General features: G+C 73.2%; 16 protein-coding genes and 1 tRNA gene. 11 read left to right on the forward strand and 6 right to left on the reverse strand.

Annotated elements, in window-relative coordinates:
• Positions 1-2 precede the first annotated feature (2 nt).
• On the forward strand, positions 3-704 hold the full coding sequence (locus tag ACWGIS_RS25845) for a FadR/GntR family transcriptional regulator (protein ID WP_453364828.1): 702 nt from the start codon (positions 3-5) through the stop codon (positions 702-704).
• Positions 705-738: 34 nt separating this feature from the next.
• Here ACWGIS_RS25845 and ACWGIS_RS25850 read toward each other — a convergent pair whose 3' ends face one another.
• Together ACWGIS_RS25850 and ACWGIS_RS25855 are read right to left on the reverse strand one after the other, a co-directional pair.
• The gene (locus tag ACWGIS_RS25850; RefSeq protein WP_453364829.1) at positions 739-1113 is read right to left on the reverse strand and encodes a YchJ family protein; all 375 of its coding nucleotides are present in this window, start codon (positions 1111-1113) and stop codon (positions 739-741) included.
• A gap of 97 nt (positions 1114-1210) precedes the next feature.
• Positions 1211-1295: transfer RNA gene (locus ACWGIS_RS25855), tRNA-Leu, on the reverse strand.
• Positions 1296-1483: 188 nt separating this feature from the next.
• Between ACWGIS_RS25855 and ACWGIS_RS25860 the strand changes: the two genes are divergently transcribed.
• The 3 genes from ACWGIS_RS25860 (at position 1484) to ACWGIS_RS25870 (ending at position 4219) form a co-directional block, all read left to right on the forward strand.
• The gene (locus tag ACWGIS_RS25860; RefSeq protein WP_453364830.1) at positions 1484-2809 is read left to right on the forward strand and encodes a M20/M25/M40 family metallo-hydrolase; all 1326 of its coding nucleotides are present in this window, start codon (positions 1484-1486) and stop codon (positions 2807-2809) included.
• Positions 2810-3002: 193 nt separating this feature from the next.
• Positions 3003-3236, forward strand: a complete 234-nt coding sequence (chpH, locus tag ACWGIS_RS25865) for a chaplin ChpH (protein WP_355791431.1) — start codon at positions 3003-3005, stop codon at positions 3234-3236.
• A 152-nt stretch (positions 3237-3388) separates the two neighbouring features.
• Complete coding sequence (locus tag ACWGIS_RS25870; protein WP_453364831.1) at positions 3389-4219, forward strand: chaplin; 831 nt, start codon at positions 3389-3391, stop codon at positions 4217-4219.
• Between the two features lie 98 nt (positions 4220-4317).
• Here the strand turns inward: ACWGIS_RS25870 and ACWGIS_RS25875 are convergent, their stop codons facing one another.
• Positions 4318-4506, reverse strand: a complete 189-nt coding sequence (locus ACWGIS_RS25875; protein ID WP_005319466.1) for a DUF5703 family protein — start codon at positions 4504-4506, stop codon at positions 4318-4320.
• A gap of 47 nt (positions 4507-4553) precedes the next feature.
• On the opposite strand from ACWGIS_RS25875, the gene ACWGIS_RS25880 reads away from it, so the two are divergent.
• Positions 4554-5264, forward strand: a complete 711-nt coding sequence (locus ACWGIS_RS25880) for a hypothetical protein (RefSeq protein WP_453364832.1) — start codon at positions 4554-4556, stop codon at positions 5262-5264.
• An 86-nt stretch (positions 5265-5350) separates the two neighbouring features.
• Here ACWGIS_RS25880 and ACWGIS_RS25885 read toward each other — a convergent pair whose 3' ends face one another.
• Both ACWGIS_RS25885 and ACWGIS_RS25890 read right to left on the reverse strand, forming a co-directional pair.
• Entirely contained in the window at positions 5351-7933 is a 2583-nt protein-coding gene (locus tag ACWGIS_RS25885; RefSeq protein ID WP_453364833.1) for a helix-hairpin-helix domain-containing protein, read from the reverse strand.
• Entirely contained in the window at positions 7930-8913 is a 984-nt protein-coding gene (locus ACWGIS_RS25890) for an aldo/keto reductase (RefSeq protein ID WP_453364834.1), read from the reverse strand. The genes ACWGIS_RS25885 and ACWGIS_RS25890 overlap by 4 nt, the downstream gene beginning before the upstream one ends.
• A 151-nt stretch (positions 8914-9064) precedes the next feature.
• Here ACWGIS_RS25890 and ACWGIS_RS25895 point away from each other — a divergent pair, with 151 nt between their 5' ends.
• Both ACWGIS_RS25895 and ACWGIS_RS25900 read left to right on the forward strand, forming a co-directional pair.
• Positions 9065-10120 carry an LLM class F420-dependent oxidoreductase gene (locus tag ACWGIS_RS25895; protein WP_453364835.1) on the forward strand — a complete coding sequence of 352 codons (1056 nt, stop codon included), beginning with the start codon at positions 9065-9067 and terminating at the stop codon, positions 10118-10120.
• Between the two features lie 233 nt (positions 10121-10353).
• Positions 10354-11142, forward strand: coding sequence for a ferritin-like domain-containing protein (locus tag ACWGIS_RS25900; protein ID WP_453364836.1), 789 nt, complete (start codon positions 10354-10356; stop codon positions 11140-11142).
• Positions 11143-11197: 55 nt separating this feature from the next.
• On the opposite strand, the gene corA is transcribed toward ACWGIS_RS25900, so the two are convergent.
• Positions 11198-12196: a magnesium/cobalt transporter CorA gene (gene corA / locus ACWGIS_RS25905; protein ID WP_453364837.1), complete on the reverse strand. Its 999-nt coding sequence runs from the start codon at positions 12194-12196 to the stop codon at positions 11198-11200.
• A gap of 62 nt (positions 12197-12258) precedes the next feature.
• Between corA and ACWGIS_RS25910 the strand changes: the two genes are divergently transcribed.
• The 4 genes from ACWGIS_RS25910 to mshC all read left to right on the forward strand — a co-directional run bounded on the left by ACWGIS_RS25910 (position 12259) and on the right by mshC (position 15844).
• The gene (locus ACWGIS_RS25910; protein ID WP_453364838.1) at positions 12259-12945 is read left to right on the forward strand and encodes a histidine phosphatase family protein; all 687 of its coding nucleotides are present in this window, start codon (positions 12259-12261) and stop codon (positions 12943-12945) included.
• 123 nt (positions 12946-13068) lie between these two features.
• Positions 13069-13659, forward strand: coding sequence for a DUF3090 domain-containing protein (locus ACWGIS_RS25915; protein WP_355793007.1), 591 nt, complete (start codon positions 13069-13071; stop codon positions 13657-13659).
• Positions 13623-14441, forward strand: coding sequence for an SCO1664 family protein (locus ACWGIS_RS25920; RefSeq protein ID WP_453364839.1), 819 nt, complete (start codon positions 13623-13625; stop codon positions 14439-14441). The genes ACWGIS_RS25915 and ACWGIS_RS25920 overlap by 37 nt, the downstream gene beginning before the upstream one ends.
• A gap of 173 nt (positions 14442-14614) precedes the next feature.
• Entirely contained in the window at positions 14615-15844 is a 1230-nt protein-coding gene (mshC, locus tag ACWGIS_RS25925) for a cysteine--1-D-myo-inosityl 2-amino-2-deoxy-alpha-D-glucopyranoside ligase (RefSeq protein WP_453364840.1), read from the forward strand.
• The last annotated feature ends 366 nt before the right edge of the window (positions 15845-16210 follow it).

The following is a 16210-nucleotide window of genomic DNA, read 5'->3' on the forward strand; positions in this document are numbered from 1 at the left end:
GCATGAGCACACGGGGCCGGGGACTGCACGGACACGTACTGGACACCCTCGGGCCGGCCATCACGGCGGGGGAGTACCCGCCGGGCAGCGTGCTGCGTACGGACGAGCTCGCGCAGCGCTTCGACGTCTCACGCTCCGTGATGCGCGAGGCGGTCCGGGTCCTGGAGTCCATGTACCTCGTCGAGTCCCGCCGCCGCGTCGGCGTGACGGTACGCCCCAGGGCCGAGTGGAACGTCTACGACCCGCAGGTCATCCGGTGGCGCCTGGCCGGCGCCGACCGCCCGGCCCAGCTCCGCTCGCTCACCGTGCTGCGCTCCGCCGTCGAACCCGTCGCCGCAGGGCTGGCCGCGCGGCACGCCACGGCCGGCCAGTGCGCCGAACTCACCGAGTGCGCCCTCGGCATGGTCGCCACCTCACGCGGCCGGCAGCTGGAGAAGTACCTCATCCACGACGTCGCCTTCCACCGCGTGATCCTCAACGCGTCCGGCAACGAGATGTTCGCCCGCCTCGGCGACGTGGTCGCGGAGGTCCTCGCGGGCCGCACCCACCACGAGGTCATGTTCGAGGACCCCGACCCGGCCGCCGTCACCCTGCACGTCCAGGTCGCCGAGGCGGTCCGCGGCGGCGACACCGTCCGTGCGGAGGCGCTCACCCGCCAGATCACGGTCGGCGCCCTCCAGGAACTGGACATCCTGGCCCCCTGATCCATCCCCGCCGCCGGATGCCCGGCGCGGGACGTCACTCCATGAAGTCGCCGTCCACGTACACCCAGGCCCCGTCGACGCGCGTGAACCGGCTGCGCTCGTGCAGTACGCCCCCGGAGTGGCTCGCCCGGAACGTCACGGTCCCCGCCGAGTGGAACGCGGACCCCTCCGACGTCTCCAGGATCTCCAGGCCGGTCCAGCGCATCCCGGGCTCGAACTCCACCCGCGCGGGTCGCGTCCCGGGATGCCAGGTCCGCAGCAGATAGCCCTCGTCGCCCTTCACGAAGGCGCTGTACCGCGAGCGCATGAGCGCCTCAGCGGTGGGTGCGGCGGCCTCGCCGCGGTGGAAGCGGCCGCAGCACGCGGCGTAGGCCTTCGGGAGCCCGCACGGGCAGGAACGCGTGGTCATGCGGCCCATTCTCCCGCGCCACGGATGTCCATCACGCCGTGTCCGGCGCACAACGAGCGAGGCCGTGACCTCGCGGTCACGGCCTCGCTTCTTCGTGTGTCCGAGGGGGGACTTGAACCCCCACGCCCGATAAAGGGCACTAGCACCTCAAGCTAGCGCGTCTGCCATTCCGCCACCCGGACAAGGTGTCTGTCGCGCGTGGTTTCCCTCGCGGCGACAGAGGAAACATTACCAGGCTTCCGAGGGCGCCCCGATCACACCCCGTTCACGCGTGAACGGGGTGTGACGGGCCGGGCCCGCCCTTGGGGCGCGCGGGGTGCCGGGGAGAGGATGAGGGGGACCACCAGCAGTGACAGTGGGAGGAAGCAGCGTGAGCGAGTCGAACACGGCCAGGGGTGTCTCTGGCGAGGACGAGGTCGTCGACCTCTGTCGCGAGCTGATCCGGATGGACACCAGCAACTACGGAGACCACTCGGGTCCGGGCGAGCGCAAGGCCGCCGAGTACATCGCCGAGCAGCTCGCGGAGGTGGGGCTCGAACCGCAGATCTTCGAGTCGCACCAGGGGCGGGCCTCCACCGTGGCCCGCATCGAGGGAGAGGACCCCTCGCGGCCCGCGCTCCTCATCCACGGCCACACCGACGTCGTCCCGGCCAACGCCGCGGACTGGACCCACCACCCGTTCTCCGGCGAGATCGCGGACGGCTGCGTCTGGGGCCGGGGCGCGGTCGACATGAAGGACATGGACGCGATGACCCTCGCGGTCGTCCGCGACCGCATGCGCAGCGGACGCAAGCCCCCGCGCGACATCGTCCTGGCCTTCCTCGCGGACGAGGAGGCGGGCGGCACCTGGGGCGCGCGGCACCTGGTGGACAAGCACCCGGGACTCTTCGAGGGCGTCACCGAGGCGATCGGCGAGGTCGGCGGCTTCTCCTTCACCGTCAACGAGAACCTGCGCCTCTACCTCGTCGAGACGGCCCAGAAGGGCATGCACTGGATGAAGCTGACCGTGGACGGCACCGCGGGCCACGGTTCCATGATCCACCGGGACAACGCGATCACCGAGCTGTCGGAGGCGGTCGGGCGGCTGGGCCGGCACAAGTTCCCGGTGCGGGTGACCAAGACGCTGCGGCACTTCCTGGACGAACTCGGCGACGCGCTCGGCACCGAGCTGGACCCGGAGAACATGGACGAGACGCTCGCCCGGCTCGGCGGCATCGCCAAGCTGATCGGCGCCTCCCTGCAGAACACCGCCAACCCGACCCAGCTGGGCGCCGGCTACAAGGTGAACGTCATCCCGGGTCAGGCCACCGCGCACGTCGACGGGCGCTACCTGCCGGGGTACGAGGACGAGTTCCTCGCCGACCTCGACCGGATCCTCGGCCCGCGGGTCAAGCGCGAGGACGTGCACGCGGACAAGGCGCTGGAGACGACCTTCGACGGCGCGCTGGTCGACGCCATGCAGACCGCCCTGTCCGCCGAGGACCCGATCGCACGCGCCGTCCCCTACATGCTCTCGGCGGGCACCGACGCCAAGTCCTTCGCCGACCTCGGCATCCGCTGCTTCGGCTTCGCGCCCCTGAAGCTGCCGCCGGAGCTTGACTTCGCCGGCATGTTCCACGGGGTCGACGAGCGGGTGCCGGTGGACGCCCTGCGGTTCGGCGTGCGGGTGCTGGACCGCTTCATCGACGCGTCCTGAAGGGCCGGCGCCGCCGGCCGCGTACGCCGCGTCGGGGATTGCGCAGGTAAAACGACACTCCAATAATCGCCAGCGCGTGCGGGGCCGACTGAGAAGAGTGAATGCGACCATAAGCTCGTAGCTCGATTACTCCCTCCTCGTTACAGGTGGTGTGACCCGAAGCTGGGGTCGCATTTGCCTACGAGGAGGAATAATGATCAAGAAGATCGTCGCCGCCGCCGTTGCCACCAGTGGTCTGGTTCTCGCCGGTGCGGGCATGGCTGCCGCGGACTCGGGTGCCCAGGGTGCCGCCGTGAACTCCCCCGGTGTCCTGTCCGGCAACGTTGTCCAGGTGCCCGTTCACATCCCGGTGAACGTCTGCGGCAACACGGTCTCCGTGATCGGGCTGCTGAACCCCGCCTTCGGCAACACCTGCATCAACAAGTGACGTTGCGCCTCGTTCCATGAGGCTCTGAGCCCTCGTCGGCCCCGCAGCGCGTGCCACGCGCTCCGGGGCCGACCGGGCTTTCGGTGTCCGCGCGCCCGCCGCGCGGACACGTTCCGCAAGGTCCCAGGCAAGGTCGAAGGCAGGTAACAGCAATGCGACAGGTCACCCGCAAGGGCCTGATGACGATGGCGGCCGCGACCGGCGTACTCGCCGCCGCGGGCGGCTACGCGCAGGCCGACTCGGGGGCGCACGGCTCCGGTTCGAACTCGCCCGGCGTGCTGTCGGGCAACACGGTGCAGGCTCCGGTGCACGCGCCGGTGAACGTCTGCGGCAACACCGTGAACGTCGTCGGTCTGCTCAACCCGGCGATGGGCAACAAGTGCGCCGACCAAGGCGGGCGCACCTCCGGCGGACACGGCGGCGGCTCGCACCAGGGCGGCGGCTCGCACCACGGCGGCTCGCACGCCGGAGGGCACGCCGGCGGTTCGCCGGGCGTCGGCTCGGGCAACCACGTCCAGGTGCCGGTGGACGTGCCGGTCAACGTCTGCGGCAATAGCGTGAACGTGGGCGGCGTCGGCAACCCGGCGGCCGGCAACGCCTGCGGCAACGACGGCGGCCGCTCCACCGGCGGTCCGGGCGGCGGCCACTCCACCCCGCCCTCGGGCCGGCCGCACCACCCCGGACACCCGGGCGACCGGAACGTGCCCCCGGGGCAGCCGGGCGGATCCGGGCACCACGGAGAGCCCGGACAGAAGGGCGAGCCGGGCGGGAACGGCCACCCGGGCACGCCGTCCGGACACGGCGACGTGGTCGGCGCCTCGCAGGTCGGCCCGGCCGGAGCGCGGGCCGCCGGACAGCCGCAGGGAGGCGGACAGCTCGCCCACACCGGCAGCGAGCTGCCCATGGGCCTGCTCGTCCCGGCGGGAGCGGGCGCGCTGCTCGGGGGCGCGCTCCTCTACCGCAGGGCACGCTCGGCGGCATGAGGCCCGTCACTCGGGTCAGGGCATGACGACATGCCCCGGAGAGGGGGAGAACGGAGCGGGACCGCACGGCGGACCCGCTCCGTCTCAGCCGCCTTCGCTCACCACGTGGCGCGTACCTGGCGGATGATCCGGCGGCGCAGCCGCACTCTGCGGCTGCCGTCGCGGTGAAGGCTCAGGCGGTCCAACTCCCAGTGTCCGTACTCCGCATGGTCCGTCAGCAGACGTGTGGCTTCCTTGCGGGAGACCCCGCGCGGTACGTACACGTCGACAAATTCGTATTCCGGCATCGCATCTATTGTGCGGGCACGGGCCCGGTACGGATAGCGTCTGCACTATGTCTGATGCTGCGCAGCCCACCGCTGCCGAGGTACGTGCCGCCGCCGAGGCGGTCAAGACCGCACTCGACCGCCACCTGGCCGCGGTCGAGCGCAGGACGGGTGAGGACGACCCGGCCGTGTACGAGGCGTTCAACGAGCTGGCCGCTGCGGCCGAGGAATACGACGAACTGCTGTACGACCGCTATGACGAGGTCACGCCCTTCGAGATCCCCGGCACGGACGACACCCTGCCGCCGTACACGGGCCCCGAGGAGCCCAACGCGCTGAGCGTGCTGATCCGCCGCGACTACTCGGTGGTCGAGCCGCAGCGCCTGCTGGCCCACGCCCGGCGCATCGAGGCCGTCGAGGACGACGCGGGCGTGGAGGCCACCGCCTCCGGCACGGTCCACGGGGCCCTCGGCCTGCTGTTCGGCGAGTTCGAGCCGGACGAGATCGCCTCGCGGCACAAGGAGTTCGGACTGGAGGAGGGCGACTCCACGCTCTGGGTGACCGCCGCGGACGAGCCGGCCGAGGCGGGCGAGTGGCTGGACGCGCCGTTCGAGCAGGCCGACCCCCAGAGCATCGTCTGCCGCTTCGACGTCAGCGCCGTCTTCGACGACGAGGCGGACGACGACCTCGACGACGACCTGGGCCCCGCCGAGGGCCCCCGGCCGGGCACGGTCCTGGACGACGACGAGGACCTGGAGCCGCTCGACGCGGACCGCTGAGCCCTCGCGGCTCGTGGGCTCTGCGCACGCACGAGGTGGCGGTCACCGGACTCCGGTGGCCGCCACCTCGCATGTCCGCCCCCAGCTCAGCCGGCGGCCGGGACCTGGGCCCTGAGCAGGGCCGGCAGACGCGTGGTGCGCGCCTTCTGCGGGACCTCCGCCACCGCCCGCGGCAGGGCCGCCTCGACGCCGTGCACGACCGAGAGGTGACGGGCCGCCCGGCCGAAGGCCGTGTAGACCCACGGGCGGGTCAGCGACCCCGCGGCGTCGCCCGGCAGCACCACGACCGCGGCAGGCCAGCGGTGCCCCACCGCCTGGTGCGCGGTCAGCGCCCACGCGTGCCGCACGGACTGCTCCACCCGCTCCTTCGGTACGACGACGGGGGCGCCGCCGCACTCCAGGTGCAGCCCCTCGGCGTCGGCCTTCACGACGTGACCGGGCACCGTACGTCCCGGGGCCGGGGAGTGGACGATCCGGTCACCGGGATCGAAGCCGCCAAAGCGGCCCGGACCCGGATTGAGCCGCTCCTTGAGCACGGCGTTCAACGCGCGCGTCCCGGCCGCGCCCCCATGGCCCGGGGTGATCACCTGGGTCTGCTCGGCCGGGACCCCGATGGCCCGGGGCACCGAGTCCGCGACGAGCTGCACGGTCCGGTGCACCGCCTCCCCGGCGTCCCGCACCGGCACGATCACGACCTCCTTGCCGGGCGCCTCCACCTGGTTCAGCTCACCGATGCCGATACCGGAGACCAGCTCCCCGAGGGGACCGGGGTCGGGGGTCCGCGAGGCGACCTGCGGGCAGACCCGGGCGGCCAGCAGATCGGCGAAGACGCGTCCGGGCCCGGCCGACCACAGCACGCCCGGGTCGCCGCTCAGCACCAGCCTGGCGCCGTCGGGCAGCGACTCCACGAGCACGGCGGCGGCCTCGACGTCCAGCTGCGGGGCGTCGAGGAGCACCAGCAGGTCCAGCGCGAGAGCCCCCTCCCCGTCCCGGCCGGGGCCCTCCGCGCCGGAGAGCAGCCCGGCGACGGTCACGGCAGTGGCCGTGACGTCACCGTGCCCGGCGTCGAGCGACGACGCGAAGCGGTCGCGGCCGTCCGCCGTGTGCGCGGCCGCGACGGCGCGCAGCCCCGTCGCCGAAGCGGCGCCGACCAGTTCCGCCGCCTCCGCGCGGGAGGCCTCGCCGCCCGTGTGCAGCACCAGCCCGTGGCCGGCGACGGCGCGGATCAGCTCCGCGGCCGAACGGGACGCGGCCGCGGCGGGCGCCTCCCACTCCCGCGCGGACTCCTTGGGCACGGCGTTGACCACGCGCGCGAGGCCGTCGGCCAGGCTCTCCTCGGCGAGCGCGTACCGCTCCAGGCCGATCAGGACGCGTACCGGGCGCTCCTCGGCCTCCTCCTCGCCCGCGTCCGGCTCCCGGGCGGGAGCGGTCGTCTCCAGGGCGTCCTGGAAGACCAGGGCCTCGCCCTCCGCGATGCTGCTCTGCACGGCGGCGTCCGGATCGTGCACCGCGCGCTGGGCGAGCGCGGCGGTCAGGGCCGGGGCCTCCAGGGCGGTGTGCCCGGCGAGAGCCGCCTGCTCCAGCAGCCACACCGTCACCGCCCGGCCGCGCCGCTCGTCGTCCGGGCCGCACTCCGCGCCGAGCAGCGCCCGCGCGAAGCCGTCGGCCTGCTCGGGCCGGACACCGGCGACCCGCAGGAGCTGCCACGGGTCCTCGCGCAGCCGGCCGTCCGCGCCCTCCCCGAGGGCGGCGGCGACCTGAGGGGCGAGCGCGTCGGGAGCCCCGCCCTCGGTCAGTACGGCCCGCACCGCGTCCACCGTCTCGGCGGCGGGCGCTCCGGCGACCGGCACGACCGGCTGCGGGCGCCGCACCGGCTCGGGAGCGGACCTGCGGGGCGTCGGTTCCGGCTCGCGGAACGCGGTGGCCACCGGCTTCTCACCGCTCTCCACGGCGCGGACCGCCGCGAGGAGGTCGGCCGCCGTCCCGCTCAGCTTGGTCCCGGCCGGGATCGGCCCCTGCTTCTCGGCCTTGCGCCGCTCGATCCGCTCCCGCAGCTCGCGCTGCGCCGCCAGCTCAGCCTCGGTTTCGGACAGGGCCGCGGCGGCGTCCGCACCCTCGCCCGCCGTGCCCACCGCAGCGTCCGCGTCCTCGGCGTCCGTGCCCTCGCTACCCGCGCCCTCGGCGGAGTCCGCGCCGGCCTCGGCTTTCGTGTCCTTCGCGGAGTCCGCACCCTCGGCCTCCGCCGCCGTGCCGTCATCCGCGAAGTCGCCCGAAGCGGCCGGGCCGTGCTCTCCCTCGGCGTCCGCCGCGGCGGAGTGCCCCCCGCCGTCACCGCTGCCGTCACCGGACGGCTCGGCGTCGTCACCGCTCCCCGCACCGGCCTCCGGGGCGTCGACTCCCGCACCCGCCTCCGGGGCGTCCGCCTCCGCACCGGCCTCCGGGGCGTCGACTCCCGCACCCGCCTCCGGGGCGTCGACTCCCGCACCGGCACCCGTCTCCGCACCGGCACCCGTCTCCGCACCGGCATCGTCGGCCTCGGGCCCGGGCTCCGGAACCCCGGGGCCGTCCGCGTCGCCGGACGAGGGCTTCGCGGCGCCTTCCGCCGCGCCCGCGCCCGTGCCCGGGGCCCCCGGCTCCGCTTCCTCCGTGGTCTCGGGCTCCGTGCTCACAGCGTGCTCCAGTCGTGATCGGGATAGTGGTGCACCGGCGCCGACACGTCGTCGAGCGCCCGGCAGATCTCGTCAGGAAGACTAAGGGTCTCCACTGACAACGCGGCCCTGAGCTGCTGCGCGTTGCGCGCGCCGACGATCGGGGCGGTGACGCCCGGCCGATCGCGGACCCAGGCGAGCGCCACCTGGAGCGGCGTCACCGCGAGCCCGTCGGCCGCGGTCGCCACGGCGTCGACGATGCGGCCGGCCGCGTCGTCCAGGTACGGCGCGACGAACGGCGCGAGATGCTCCGTGCCGCCCCGGGAGTCGGACGGGGTCCCGTGCCGGTACTTGCCCGTGAGCACGCCCCGGCCGAGGGGCGAGGAGGGCAGCAGACCGACGCCGAGGTCGAGAGCGGCGGGCAGCACCTCGCGCTCCACCCCGCGCTGGAGCAGCGAGTACTCCATCTGCGTACTGGCCAGCCGGGTCCGGGTGCCGGGCACCGCGAGCTGCCACGTCGCCGCCTTGGCCAGCTGCCAGCCGCAGAAGTTCGACACCCCGGCGTACCGGGCGCGGCCGCTGCTGACCGCCAGGTCCAGGGCCTGGAGCGTCTCGTCCAGGGGTGTCACCGGGTCGTAGGCGTGCACATGCCACACGTCGACGTACTCGGTGCCGAGCCGCTTGAGGGAGGCGTCCAGCGCGGAGAGCAGATGCCCGCGCGAGCCGTCGAAGCGCCGGTCGGGATCCGGCACGCTCCCCGCCTTGGTCGAGATGACCAGGTCCCGGCGCGGCACCAGGCCTTCTATGAGACGTCCGAGCAGGTACTCGGACTCGCCGTCCCCGTACACGTCGGCGGTGTCCACGAGGTTCCCGCCCGCTTCCCAGAACGCCTTCAACAGGTCGGCGGCGTCGTGTTCGTCGGTGTCCCGGCCCCAGGTCAGGGTGCCGAGTCCGATCCGGGACACGCGAAGGCCGGTACGGCCGAGATGCCTCTGCTCCATGGACGCCGAGATTACTGGCCTGAACTCGGTGTGTGGGGCCCTGTGGACAACCGGCGCCGGACGGGGCCGCGCCCGTCCCTGCCGCCGCGCCCACCAGCGCGCTAGTGTCTCCGGGACAAGGGACGTTACTGATCGGTAAGGGGAAACGGCCATGCAGCTCGGGATCAACCTCGGCTACTGGGGTGCCGGAATGGACGCGGACAATCTCGCCGTCGCCCAGGAGGCCGACCGACTGGGATACGCCGTCTGCTGGGCCGCCGAGGCCTACGGCTCCGACGCGGCCACCGTGCTCAGCTGGGTCGCCGCCAAGACCGAGCGCATCGACGTGGGCTCGGCCATCTTCCAGATCCCCGCCCGCCAGCCGGCGATGACGGCGATGACCGCGGCCACCCTCGACTCGCTGTCCGGCGGCCGCTTCCGCCTCGGGCTCGGCGTCTCGGGGCCGCAGGTCTCCGAGGGCTGGTACGGCGTCAAGTTCGACAAGCCGCTGGCGCGCACCCGGGAGTACGTGGAGATCGTGCGCAGGGCGATGACCCGCGAGCGCCTGTCCTACGAGGGTGAGCACTGGACGCTGCCGCTGCCCGGCGGCCCGGGCAAGCCGATCAAGCTGACGGTGCACCCGGAGCGCGAGCACATCCCGCTCTACATCGCCGCCATCGGCCCCAAGAACCTGGAGCAGACCGGCGAGATCGCCGACGGCGCCCTGCTGATCTTCCCGTCGGCCGAGAACCTGGAGGACACCGCCATCGCGCATCTGCGCGCGGGCCGGGAGAAGGCCGGGAAGACGATGGAGGGCTTCGACGTCTGCCCGACACTGCCCCTCGCGCTCGGCGACGACAAGGACGTGACCGCCCTCGCCGACATGTTCCGCCCGTACACCGCCCTGTACGTCGGTGGCATGGGCAGCCGCAAGCAGAACTTCTACAACCAGCTCGCCCAGCGCATGGGGTACGAGAAGGAGGCGGCCGAGATCCAGGACAAGTACCTGTCCGGGGACAAGGAGGGCGCGGCCGCCGCCGTACCGCACGAGCTGATCGACCGGACGACCCTGCTCGGTTCCGTGGACCGCATCGCGGACCGGATGCGGGCCTACGCGGCCGCCGGTGTCACCACGCTCACGCTGGCTCCCGCGGGCTTCACCCTGGACGAGCGGATCGCCTCGCTGCGGGCCGGCTGCGACGCCCTGGAGCGGGCCGGACTCGCCTGACGCGGGCGAGCCCGGCGGGGCGCCGGGGGAAGTTCTGCGGCCGTGGTGGGGGCTCGGGGGTCTTCCCCGCCACGGCCGTCACCGGAACAACGCGCCACCCGCCTCTTCGGTTACGCCCCGGAACCGTCCGCATCGTCCTTCGTTCGGCCGAGTCGCCCGGCGCAGGTGTTGCCGCCCGCCGCCGACGGCACTTGACTCGTTCTTTGCGGAGTCCCGCAGAGAGGTGGGCAGTGATGCTTTCGGCCAGGAGTCTCTTCCAGGAAATTCTCGACCACGACGAATCGTTCCGGCTCTTCTGCTCCATCGCTGCCGGCGGCGAGGCGCAGGGGGGCTGGGAGAACGCCCGGATCGCCGCCCTCGTGCCCCCGGGCGAGCGGGAGCTCGCCCCCAGGATCGCCCGGCACGGCGCCGACGAGGACAAGCACGGGCGCATCTTCAACGCCCTCATGAAGAAGCGCGGCCTGACGCCCGTCGAGGTCCCGCCCGACACCGACTACACGATGCTGCTGGAGCGGCACGGCATCGGGCTCGCGCACGACAGGCTCAGGGACGACGAGCCCCTGACCGTCCAGGACATCGTCACCTACCTCGCGCACAGCAGGGTCACCGAGCAGCGCGCCTCCGAGCAGATGGAGCTGCTGCGCAGGCACTTCGCCGACGACCCCGACATCGGCCGCGCCGTGCGGATGATCTCGGCCGACGAGGACAACCACCTCGCCTACTGCCACGAGGAACTGCTGCGCTTCGCGTACGCCGGACACGGCCGCGCCATCCAGCGGACGCTGCGCGCGTGCGCGCTCGCCGAGATCCGCGTCTACCGGGACGTCAGCCTCGCCGTGATGAACCACATGGGACGCATCCTGGGCTGGCCGAAGGCCAAGTCGGCGACCCTCGCGGCGGGCATCCACGCCGTGTACGCGTACGAGCGGCTGGCGGGCTGGCGGCGGATGGTGTCCCTGACGATGCCCGAGCGGCGGGGCGCGCTGAACGGGCCCGCCACCACGGCACCCGAGTTCGCCTGAGCCGCCGGACACCCGACCGTGCGGGCACGGCCCCGCCCGCACGGACAGGGGGCCGCTACAGCCAGCCCCGCCGCTTGAACATGCGGTACAGCCCGACCTCCAGGACCGCCATCAGCAGGATCACGGCCGGGTACGACCACACCCAGTGCAGCTCGGGCATGTGGTCGAAGTTCATGCCGTAGATCCCCGCGATCATCGTCGGGATCGCGGCCATGGCGGCCCAGGCGGAGATCTTCCTCATGTCGTCGTTCTGCCGGACGCTCATCTGCGCGAGATGCGCGGAGAGGATGTCCGACACCAGCCGGTCCAGGCCCTCCACCGACTCGTTCACCCGGGTCAGGTGGTCGCTGACGTCCCGAAAGAAGGGCTGCGTCTCGGTCGCGACGAACGGCAGCCCGGTGCCGAAGGAACCGGTGCCCGCGAGACGGGTCATCGGGACCGCCAGCGGACCGGTGGCCCGGCGGAACTCCAGGATCTGCCGCTTGAAGGTGTAGATGCGGGACGCCGTGTGGCGCGAACCCCCGCCGACCGGCGAGAAGACCTCCGTCTCCAGCTCCTCCAGGTCGGTCTGCAGCTCGGTCGCCACGTCCAGGTAGTGGTCGACCGTGGCGTCCGCGATGGCGTAGAGCACCGTCGTCGGACCGTGCCCGAGCATCTCCGGGTCCTGCTCCAGGCGCTGCCGCACCTCCTTCAGGGGCGCGCCCTCGCCGTGCCGCACGGTGACGATGAACGAGTCGCCCAGGAAGATCATGAGCTCGCCCGAGGAGACCGCGTCGCTCTCCGGCTCGTAGAGCACCGGCTTCAGCACCATGAAGAGCGAGTCGTCGTACACCTCCAGCTTGGGGCGCTGGTGCGCCTTGAGGGCGTCCTCGACGGCCAGCGGATGGAGCCCGAACTCGCGGGTGACGTGGTCGAACTCCTTGGCGGTCGGCTCGTGCAGACCGATCCAGAGGAACGTGTCGTCCCGGGCGCGTGCCTCGTCCAGGGCGTCGGAGAGGTCGTCGGGGCCCTGGGTCCGGCGGCCCTCCCGGTAGATGGCGCAGTCGACGATCACAGCACGTATTCTCCCGCCCTCGAAATCCGGCCACACACGGGCCCGGGCCTAGGCTGGGCGGCATGCCCACCCTCATCCTCGTCCGGCACGGACGTTCCACCGCCAACACCGCGGCAGTGCTCGCCGGCTGGACGCCCGGCGTCACCCTCGACGAGCGCGGTACCGCACAGGCCGCCGCGCTGCCCGGACGGCTCGCGGGCCTGCCGATCTCCGAAGTCGTCGCCAGCCCGCTGGAGCGCTGCCAGGAGACCGTGCGCCCGCTGCTCGACGCCCGCCCCGGTCTGCGCCTGCACAGCGACGACCGGATCGGGGAGTGCCACTACGGCGACTGGTCCGGCCGCAAGCTCGCCGAGCTCAAGGACGAACCGCTCATGGAGGTGGTGCAGTCGCACCCCTCCGCGGCGGCGTTCCCCGGTGGGGAGTCCATGCGCGCGATGCAGACACGCGCCGCCGAGGCGGTGCGCGAGTGGAACGCGCGCGTGGAGCGCGATCACGGCAGCGACGCCGTCTACGTCATGTGCTCGCACGGAGACATCATCAAATCCCTTGTCGCGGACGCGCTCGGACTTCATCTCGACCTCTTCCAGCGGATCTCTGTCGAACCTTGTTCCATCACCGCGATCCGTTACACCCGCTTGCGGCCCTTTCTCGTCCGGCTCGGCGACACCGGCGATCTCACCTCGCTGGCCCCGCGCGAGGAGGCGGCGGCCGGTGACGCCACGGTCGGGGGCGGTGCGGGCGCACCGTGATCGTCGGCCGCAGTAGGGTGAAGCGTTCGAAGCAGCGCAGTAGTTGTCAGCGACCGAAGCGGACCGACGACTGATCCGGTCGCCGGGTCCCGGTCCCGACGCCGATCCCAATGGAGACAGGACGTGTCCCGTCAGGTGTTCCTCTACGACCCACCGGACCGCTTCGTGGCCGGCACGGTCGGGCTGCCCGGACGCCGTACCTTCTTCCTGCAGGCCACCTCGGGTCCCCGGGTGACCAGCGTGGCCCTGGAGAAGACCCAGGTGGCAGCACTCGCCGAACGCATGGAAGAGCTGCTCGACGAGGTCGTACGGCGGACCGGGGGCAGCGCACCCGTCCCCGCCGTCGCCCCCACCGAGGTCTCCGACACCGCCCCGCTGGACACCCCCGTGGAGGAGGAGTTCCGGGTCGGCACCATGGCCCTCGCCTGGGACGGTGACGAGCAGCGCATGATCGTCGAGGCGCAGGCCCTGGTGGAGCTGGACGCCGACTCCGAGGAGGACCTCGCGGAGGCCGAGGAGCGGCTCCTGCAGGACGAGGAGAACGGCCCGCCGATGCTCCGCGTCCGGCTCACCGGCGCGCAGGCCCGGGCGTTCGCCAAGCGCGCCCTCGACGTCGTCAACGCCGGCCGGCCGCCCTGCCCGCTGTGCAGCCTCCCGCTCGACCCGGAAGGACACGTATGTCCGCGCCAGAACGGATACCGCCGCGGAGCGTGACCACGACCGAGCTGCTCGCCCGGGGCGAGCTGACGGTGCGCGGACAGATCCGTGAGGCCTCGAACGCGGTGCTGTACTGCTCCGTCTCCCTCGACGGGCAGGAGGCGTCCTGCGTCTACAAACCCGTCGCCGGGGAGCGGCCCCTGTGGGACTTCCCCGACGGCACCCTGGCGCAGCGCGAGGTGGCGGCGTACGAGGTCTCCGAGGCGACCGGCTGGGGGCTGGTGCCGCCCACCGTGCTGCGGGACGGGCCGTACGGCGAGGGCATGTGCCAGCTCTGGATCGAGGCCGAGCCGGACTCCGAGCTCCTCGCCCTCGTGGAGGGTGAGGAGCCCGAGGCGGGCTGGAAGGCGATCGGGTTCGCCGATGTCGGCGAAGGGCGCACGGCCCTGCTCGTGCACGCCGACGACGAGCGGCTGCGGCGGCTCGCCGTGCTCGACGCGGTGATCAACAACGCCGACCGCAAGGGCGGCCACCTGCTGCCCGCGGGCGGGGGCCGGCTGTACGGCATCGACCACGGCGTCACCTTCAACGCCGAGAACAAGCTGCGGACGCTGCTCTGGGGCTGGGCGGGGGAGCCCCTCACCCCCGAGGCCGTCGAGGCGCTCACCTCGCTGCGCGGTTCCCTGGCGCCCGGCGCCCCGCTGGCCACCCGGCTGGCGGAACTCGTCACACCCGCCGAGACGGACGCCACCCGGGCACGCGTCGACGCCCTCCTCGCCTCGGGACAGCACCCCGAGCCGAGCGGGGAGTGGCCGGCGATCCCGTGGCCGCCGGTGTGAGCGGGCCCGGAACGGCAGACCGACGGGCCGCGGGCCCACGTACGCCGCCGGGGGCCTCCGATGGCCCGTGGCCCGCCCCAGCCACTCACGAGGCCGTCCGGCGAGACCGTCCGCCCGGCCCCGGGACCTGGTCCGGTTCGTATACGGAACATCCGTCCGGTTAGGCTCAAGGCATGTATGCCTGGCCCGCTTCTGAGGTCCCCGCCCTGCCCGGTGAGGGCCGCGACCTCCGGATCCACGACACCGCGACCGGTGGGCTCGTCACCCTCGACCCCGGTCCCGTCGCCCGAATCTACGTCTGCGGCATCACGCCGTACGACGCCACCCACCTGGGACACGCGGCGACCTACAACGCGTTCGACCTCGTGCAGCGCGTGTGGCTCGACACCAAGCGGCAGGTTCACTACGTCCAGAACGTGACCGACGTCGACGACCCGCTCCTGGAGCGGGCGCAGCGCGACGGGGTCGACTGGGTGGGCCTCGCCGAGAAGGAGACCGCCCTCTTCCGTGAGGACATGACCGCCCTGCGGATGCTCCCGCCGCGGCACTACATCGGTGCCGTCGAGGCGATACCGGGCATCGTCCCGCTCGTCGAGCGGCTGCGGGACGCCGGTGCCGCCTACGAGCTGGAGGGCGACGTCTACTTCTCCGTCGGGTCCGACCCGCACTTCGGGGAGGTGTCCAACCTGGACGCCGCCGCGATGCGGCTGCTCTCCGCGGAACGGGGCGGCGACCCCGACCGGCCGGGCAAGAAGAACCCGCTCGACCCGATGCTCTGGATGGCGGCCCGCGAGGGCGAGCCGAGCTGGGACGGCGGCTCGCTGGGCCGAGGCCGACCCGGCTGGCACATCGAGTGCGTGGCCATCGCTCTCGACCACCTCGGCATGGGCTTCGACGTCCAGGGCGGCGGCTCCGACCTGGCCTTCCCGCACCACGAGATGGGCGCCTCCCACGCCCAGGTGCTGACCGGGCAGTTCCCCATGGCCAAGGCGTACGTCCACGCCGGCATGGTCGCGCTGGACGGCGAGAAGATGTCGAAGTCCAAGGGGAACCTGGTCTTCGTCTCGACGCTGCGCCGCGAGGGCGTCGACCCGGCGGCCATCAGGCTCGCGCTGCTCGCGCACCACTACCGGGCCGACTGGGAGTGGACGGACGGCGTCCTCGAAGAGGCGGTCGCCCGGCTGGACCGCTGGCGCGCGGCGGTGTCGCGGCCCGACGGCCCGTCCGCCGACGCACTCGTCGAGGAGATCCGCGCCGCCCTCGCCGACGACCTGGACGCGCCCACCGCGCTCGCCGCGGTCGACCGCTGGGCCGCGGCCCAGCAGGAGCGGGGCGGCACGGACGAGGGCGCCCCTGGCGTCGTCTCGCGCGCCGTGGACGCGCTCCTCGGCGTCGCGCTGTAGCCGAAGCGCCCGCGCGCACCGGCCCCGCCCGGTGAGGCGGCGCCCGGACGCGGCGGGCGCACTCGGCCCGGTGCCGGACGGAGACCTCTCCGCCCGGTGCCGGGCCCGAGGCGTCTGCCGGGGGAGATCGTTCGGCCCGGCACCGGGGCCCGAGGCGTCTTCCGGGGGAAATCTCCCCGCCCGGCACTTGGGCCCGAGACGTCTGCCAGGGGGAGACCTCCCCGCCCCGGCGCCGGTCGCGAGACGTCGAGCCCACGCCGGACGCGGAGTTCGACATGGCGGCGGTCGGGCGGGGGCGCCGGCCCCGCCCAAAGCCCCCGGGGGGGGGGGGTGGTGGGCACCCCCCCGCGGGGCGTGAGTACGCGG

It is taken from the genome of Streptomyces sp. NPDC054842, from assembly GCF_053611025.1.

Coding starts and splice junctions, on each gene's coding strand:
- ACWGIS_RS25845 (WP_453364828.1), top strand. CDS start 3: ATGAGCACACGGGGCCGGGGACTGCACGGACACGTACTGGACACCCTC.
- ACWGIS_RS25850 (WP_453364829.1), bottom strand. CDS start 1,113: ATGACCACGCGTTCCTGCCCGTGCGGGCTCCCGAAGGCCTACGCCGCG.
- chpH (WP_355791431.1), top strand. CDS start 3,003: ATGATCAAGAAGATCGTCGCCGCCGCCGTTGCCACCAGTGGTCTGGTT.
- ACWGIS_RS25870 (WP_453364831.1), top strand. CDS start 3,389: ATGCGACAGGTCACCCGCAAGGGCCTGATGACGATGGCGGCCGCGACC.
- ACWGIS_RS25875 (WP_005319466.1), bottom strand. CDS start 4,506: ATGCCGGAATACGAATTTGTCGACGTGTACGTACCGCGCGGGGTCTCC.
- ACWGIS_RS25880 (WP_453364832.1), top strand. CDS start 4,554: ATGTCTGATGCTGCGCAGCCCACCGCTGCCGAGGTACGTGCCGCCGCC.
- ACWGIS_RS25890 (WP_453364834.1), bottom strand. CDS start 8,913: ATGGAGCAGAGGCATCTCGGCCGTACCGGCCTTCGCGTGTCCCGGATC.
- ACWGIS_RS25895 (WP_453364835.1), top strand. CDS start 9,065: ATGCAGCTCGGGATCAACCTCGGCTACTGGGGTGCCGGAATGGACGCG.
- ACWGIS_RS25900 (WP_453364836.1), top strand. CDS start 10,354: ATGCTTTCGGCCAGGAGTCTCTTCCAGGAAATTCTCGACCACGACGAA.
- ACWGIS_RS25910 (WP_453364838.1), top strand. CDS start 12,259: ATGCCCACCCTCATCCTCGTCCGGCACGGACGTTCCACCGCCAACACC.
- ACWGIS_RS25920 (WP_453364839.1), top strand. CDS start 13,623: ATGTCCGCGCCAGAACGGATACCGCCGCGGAGCGTGACCACGACCGAG.
- mshC (WP_453364840.1), top strand. CDS start 14,615: ATGTATGCCTGGCCCGCTTCTGAGGTCCCCGCCCTGCCCGGTGAGGGC.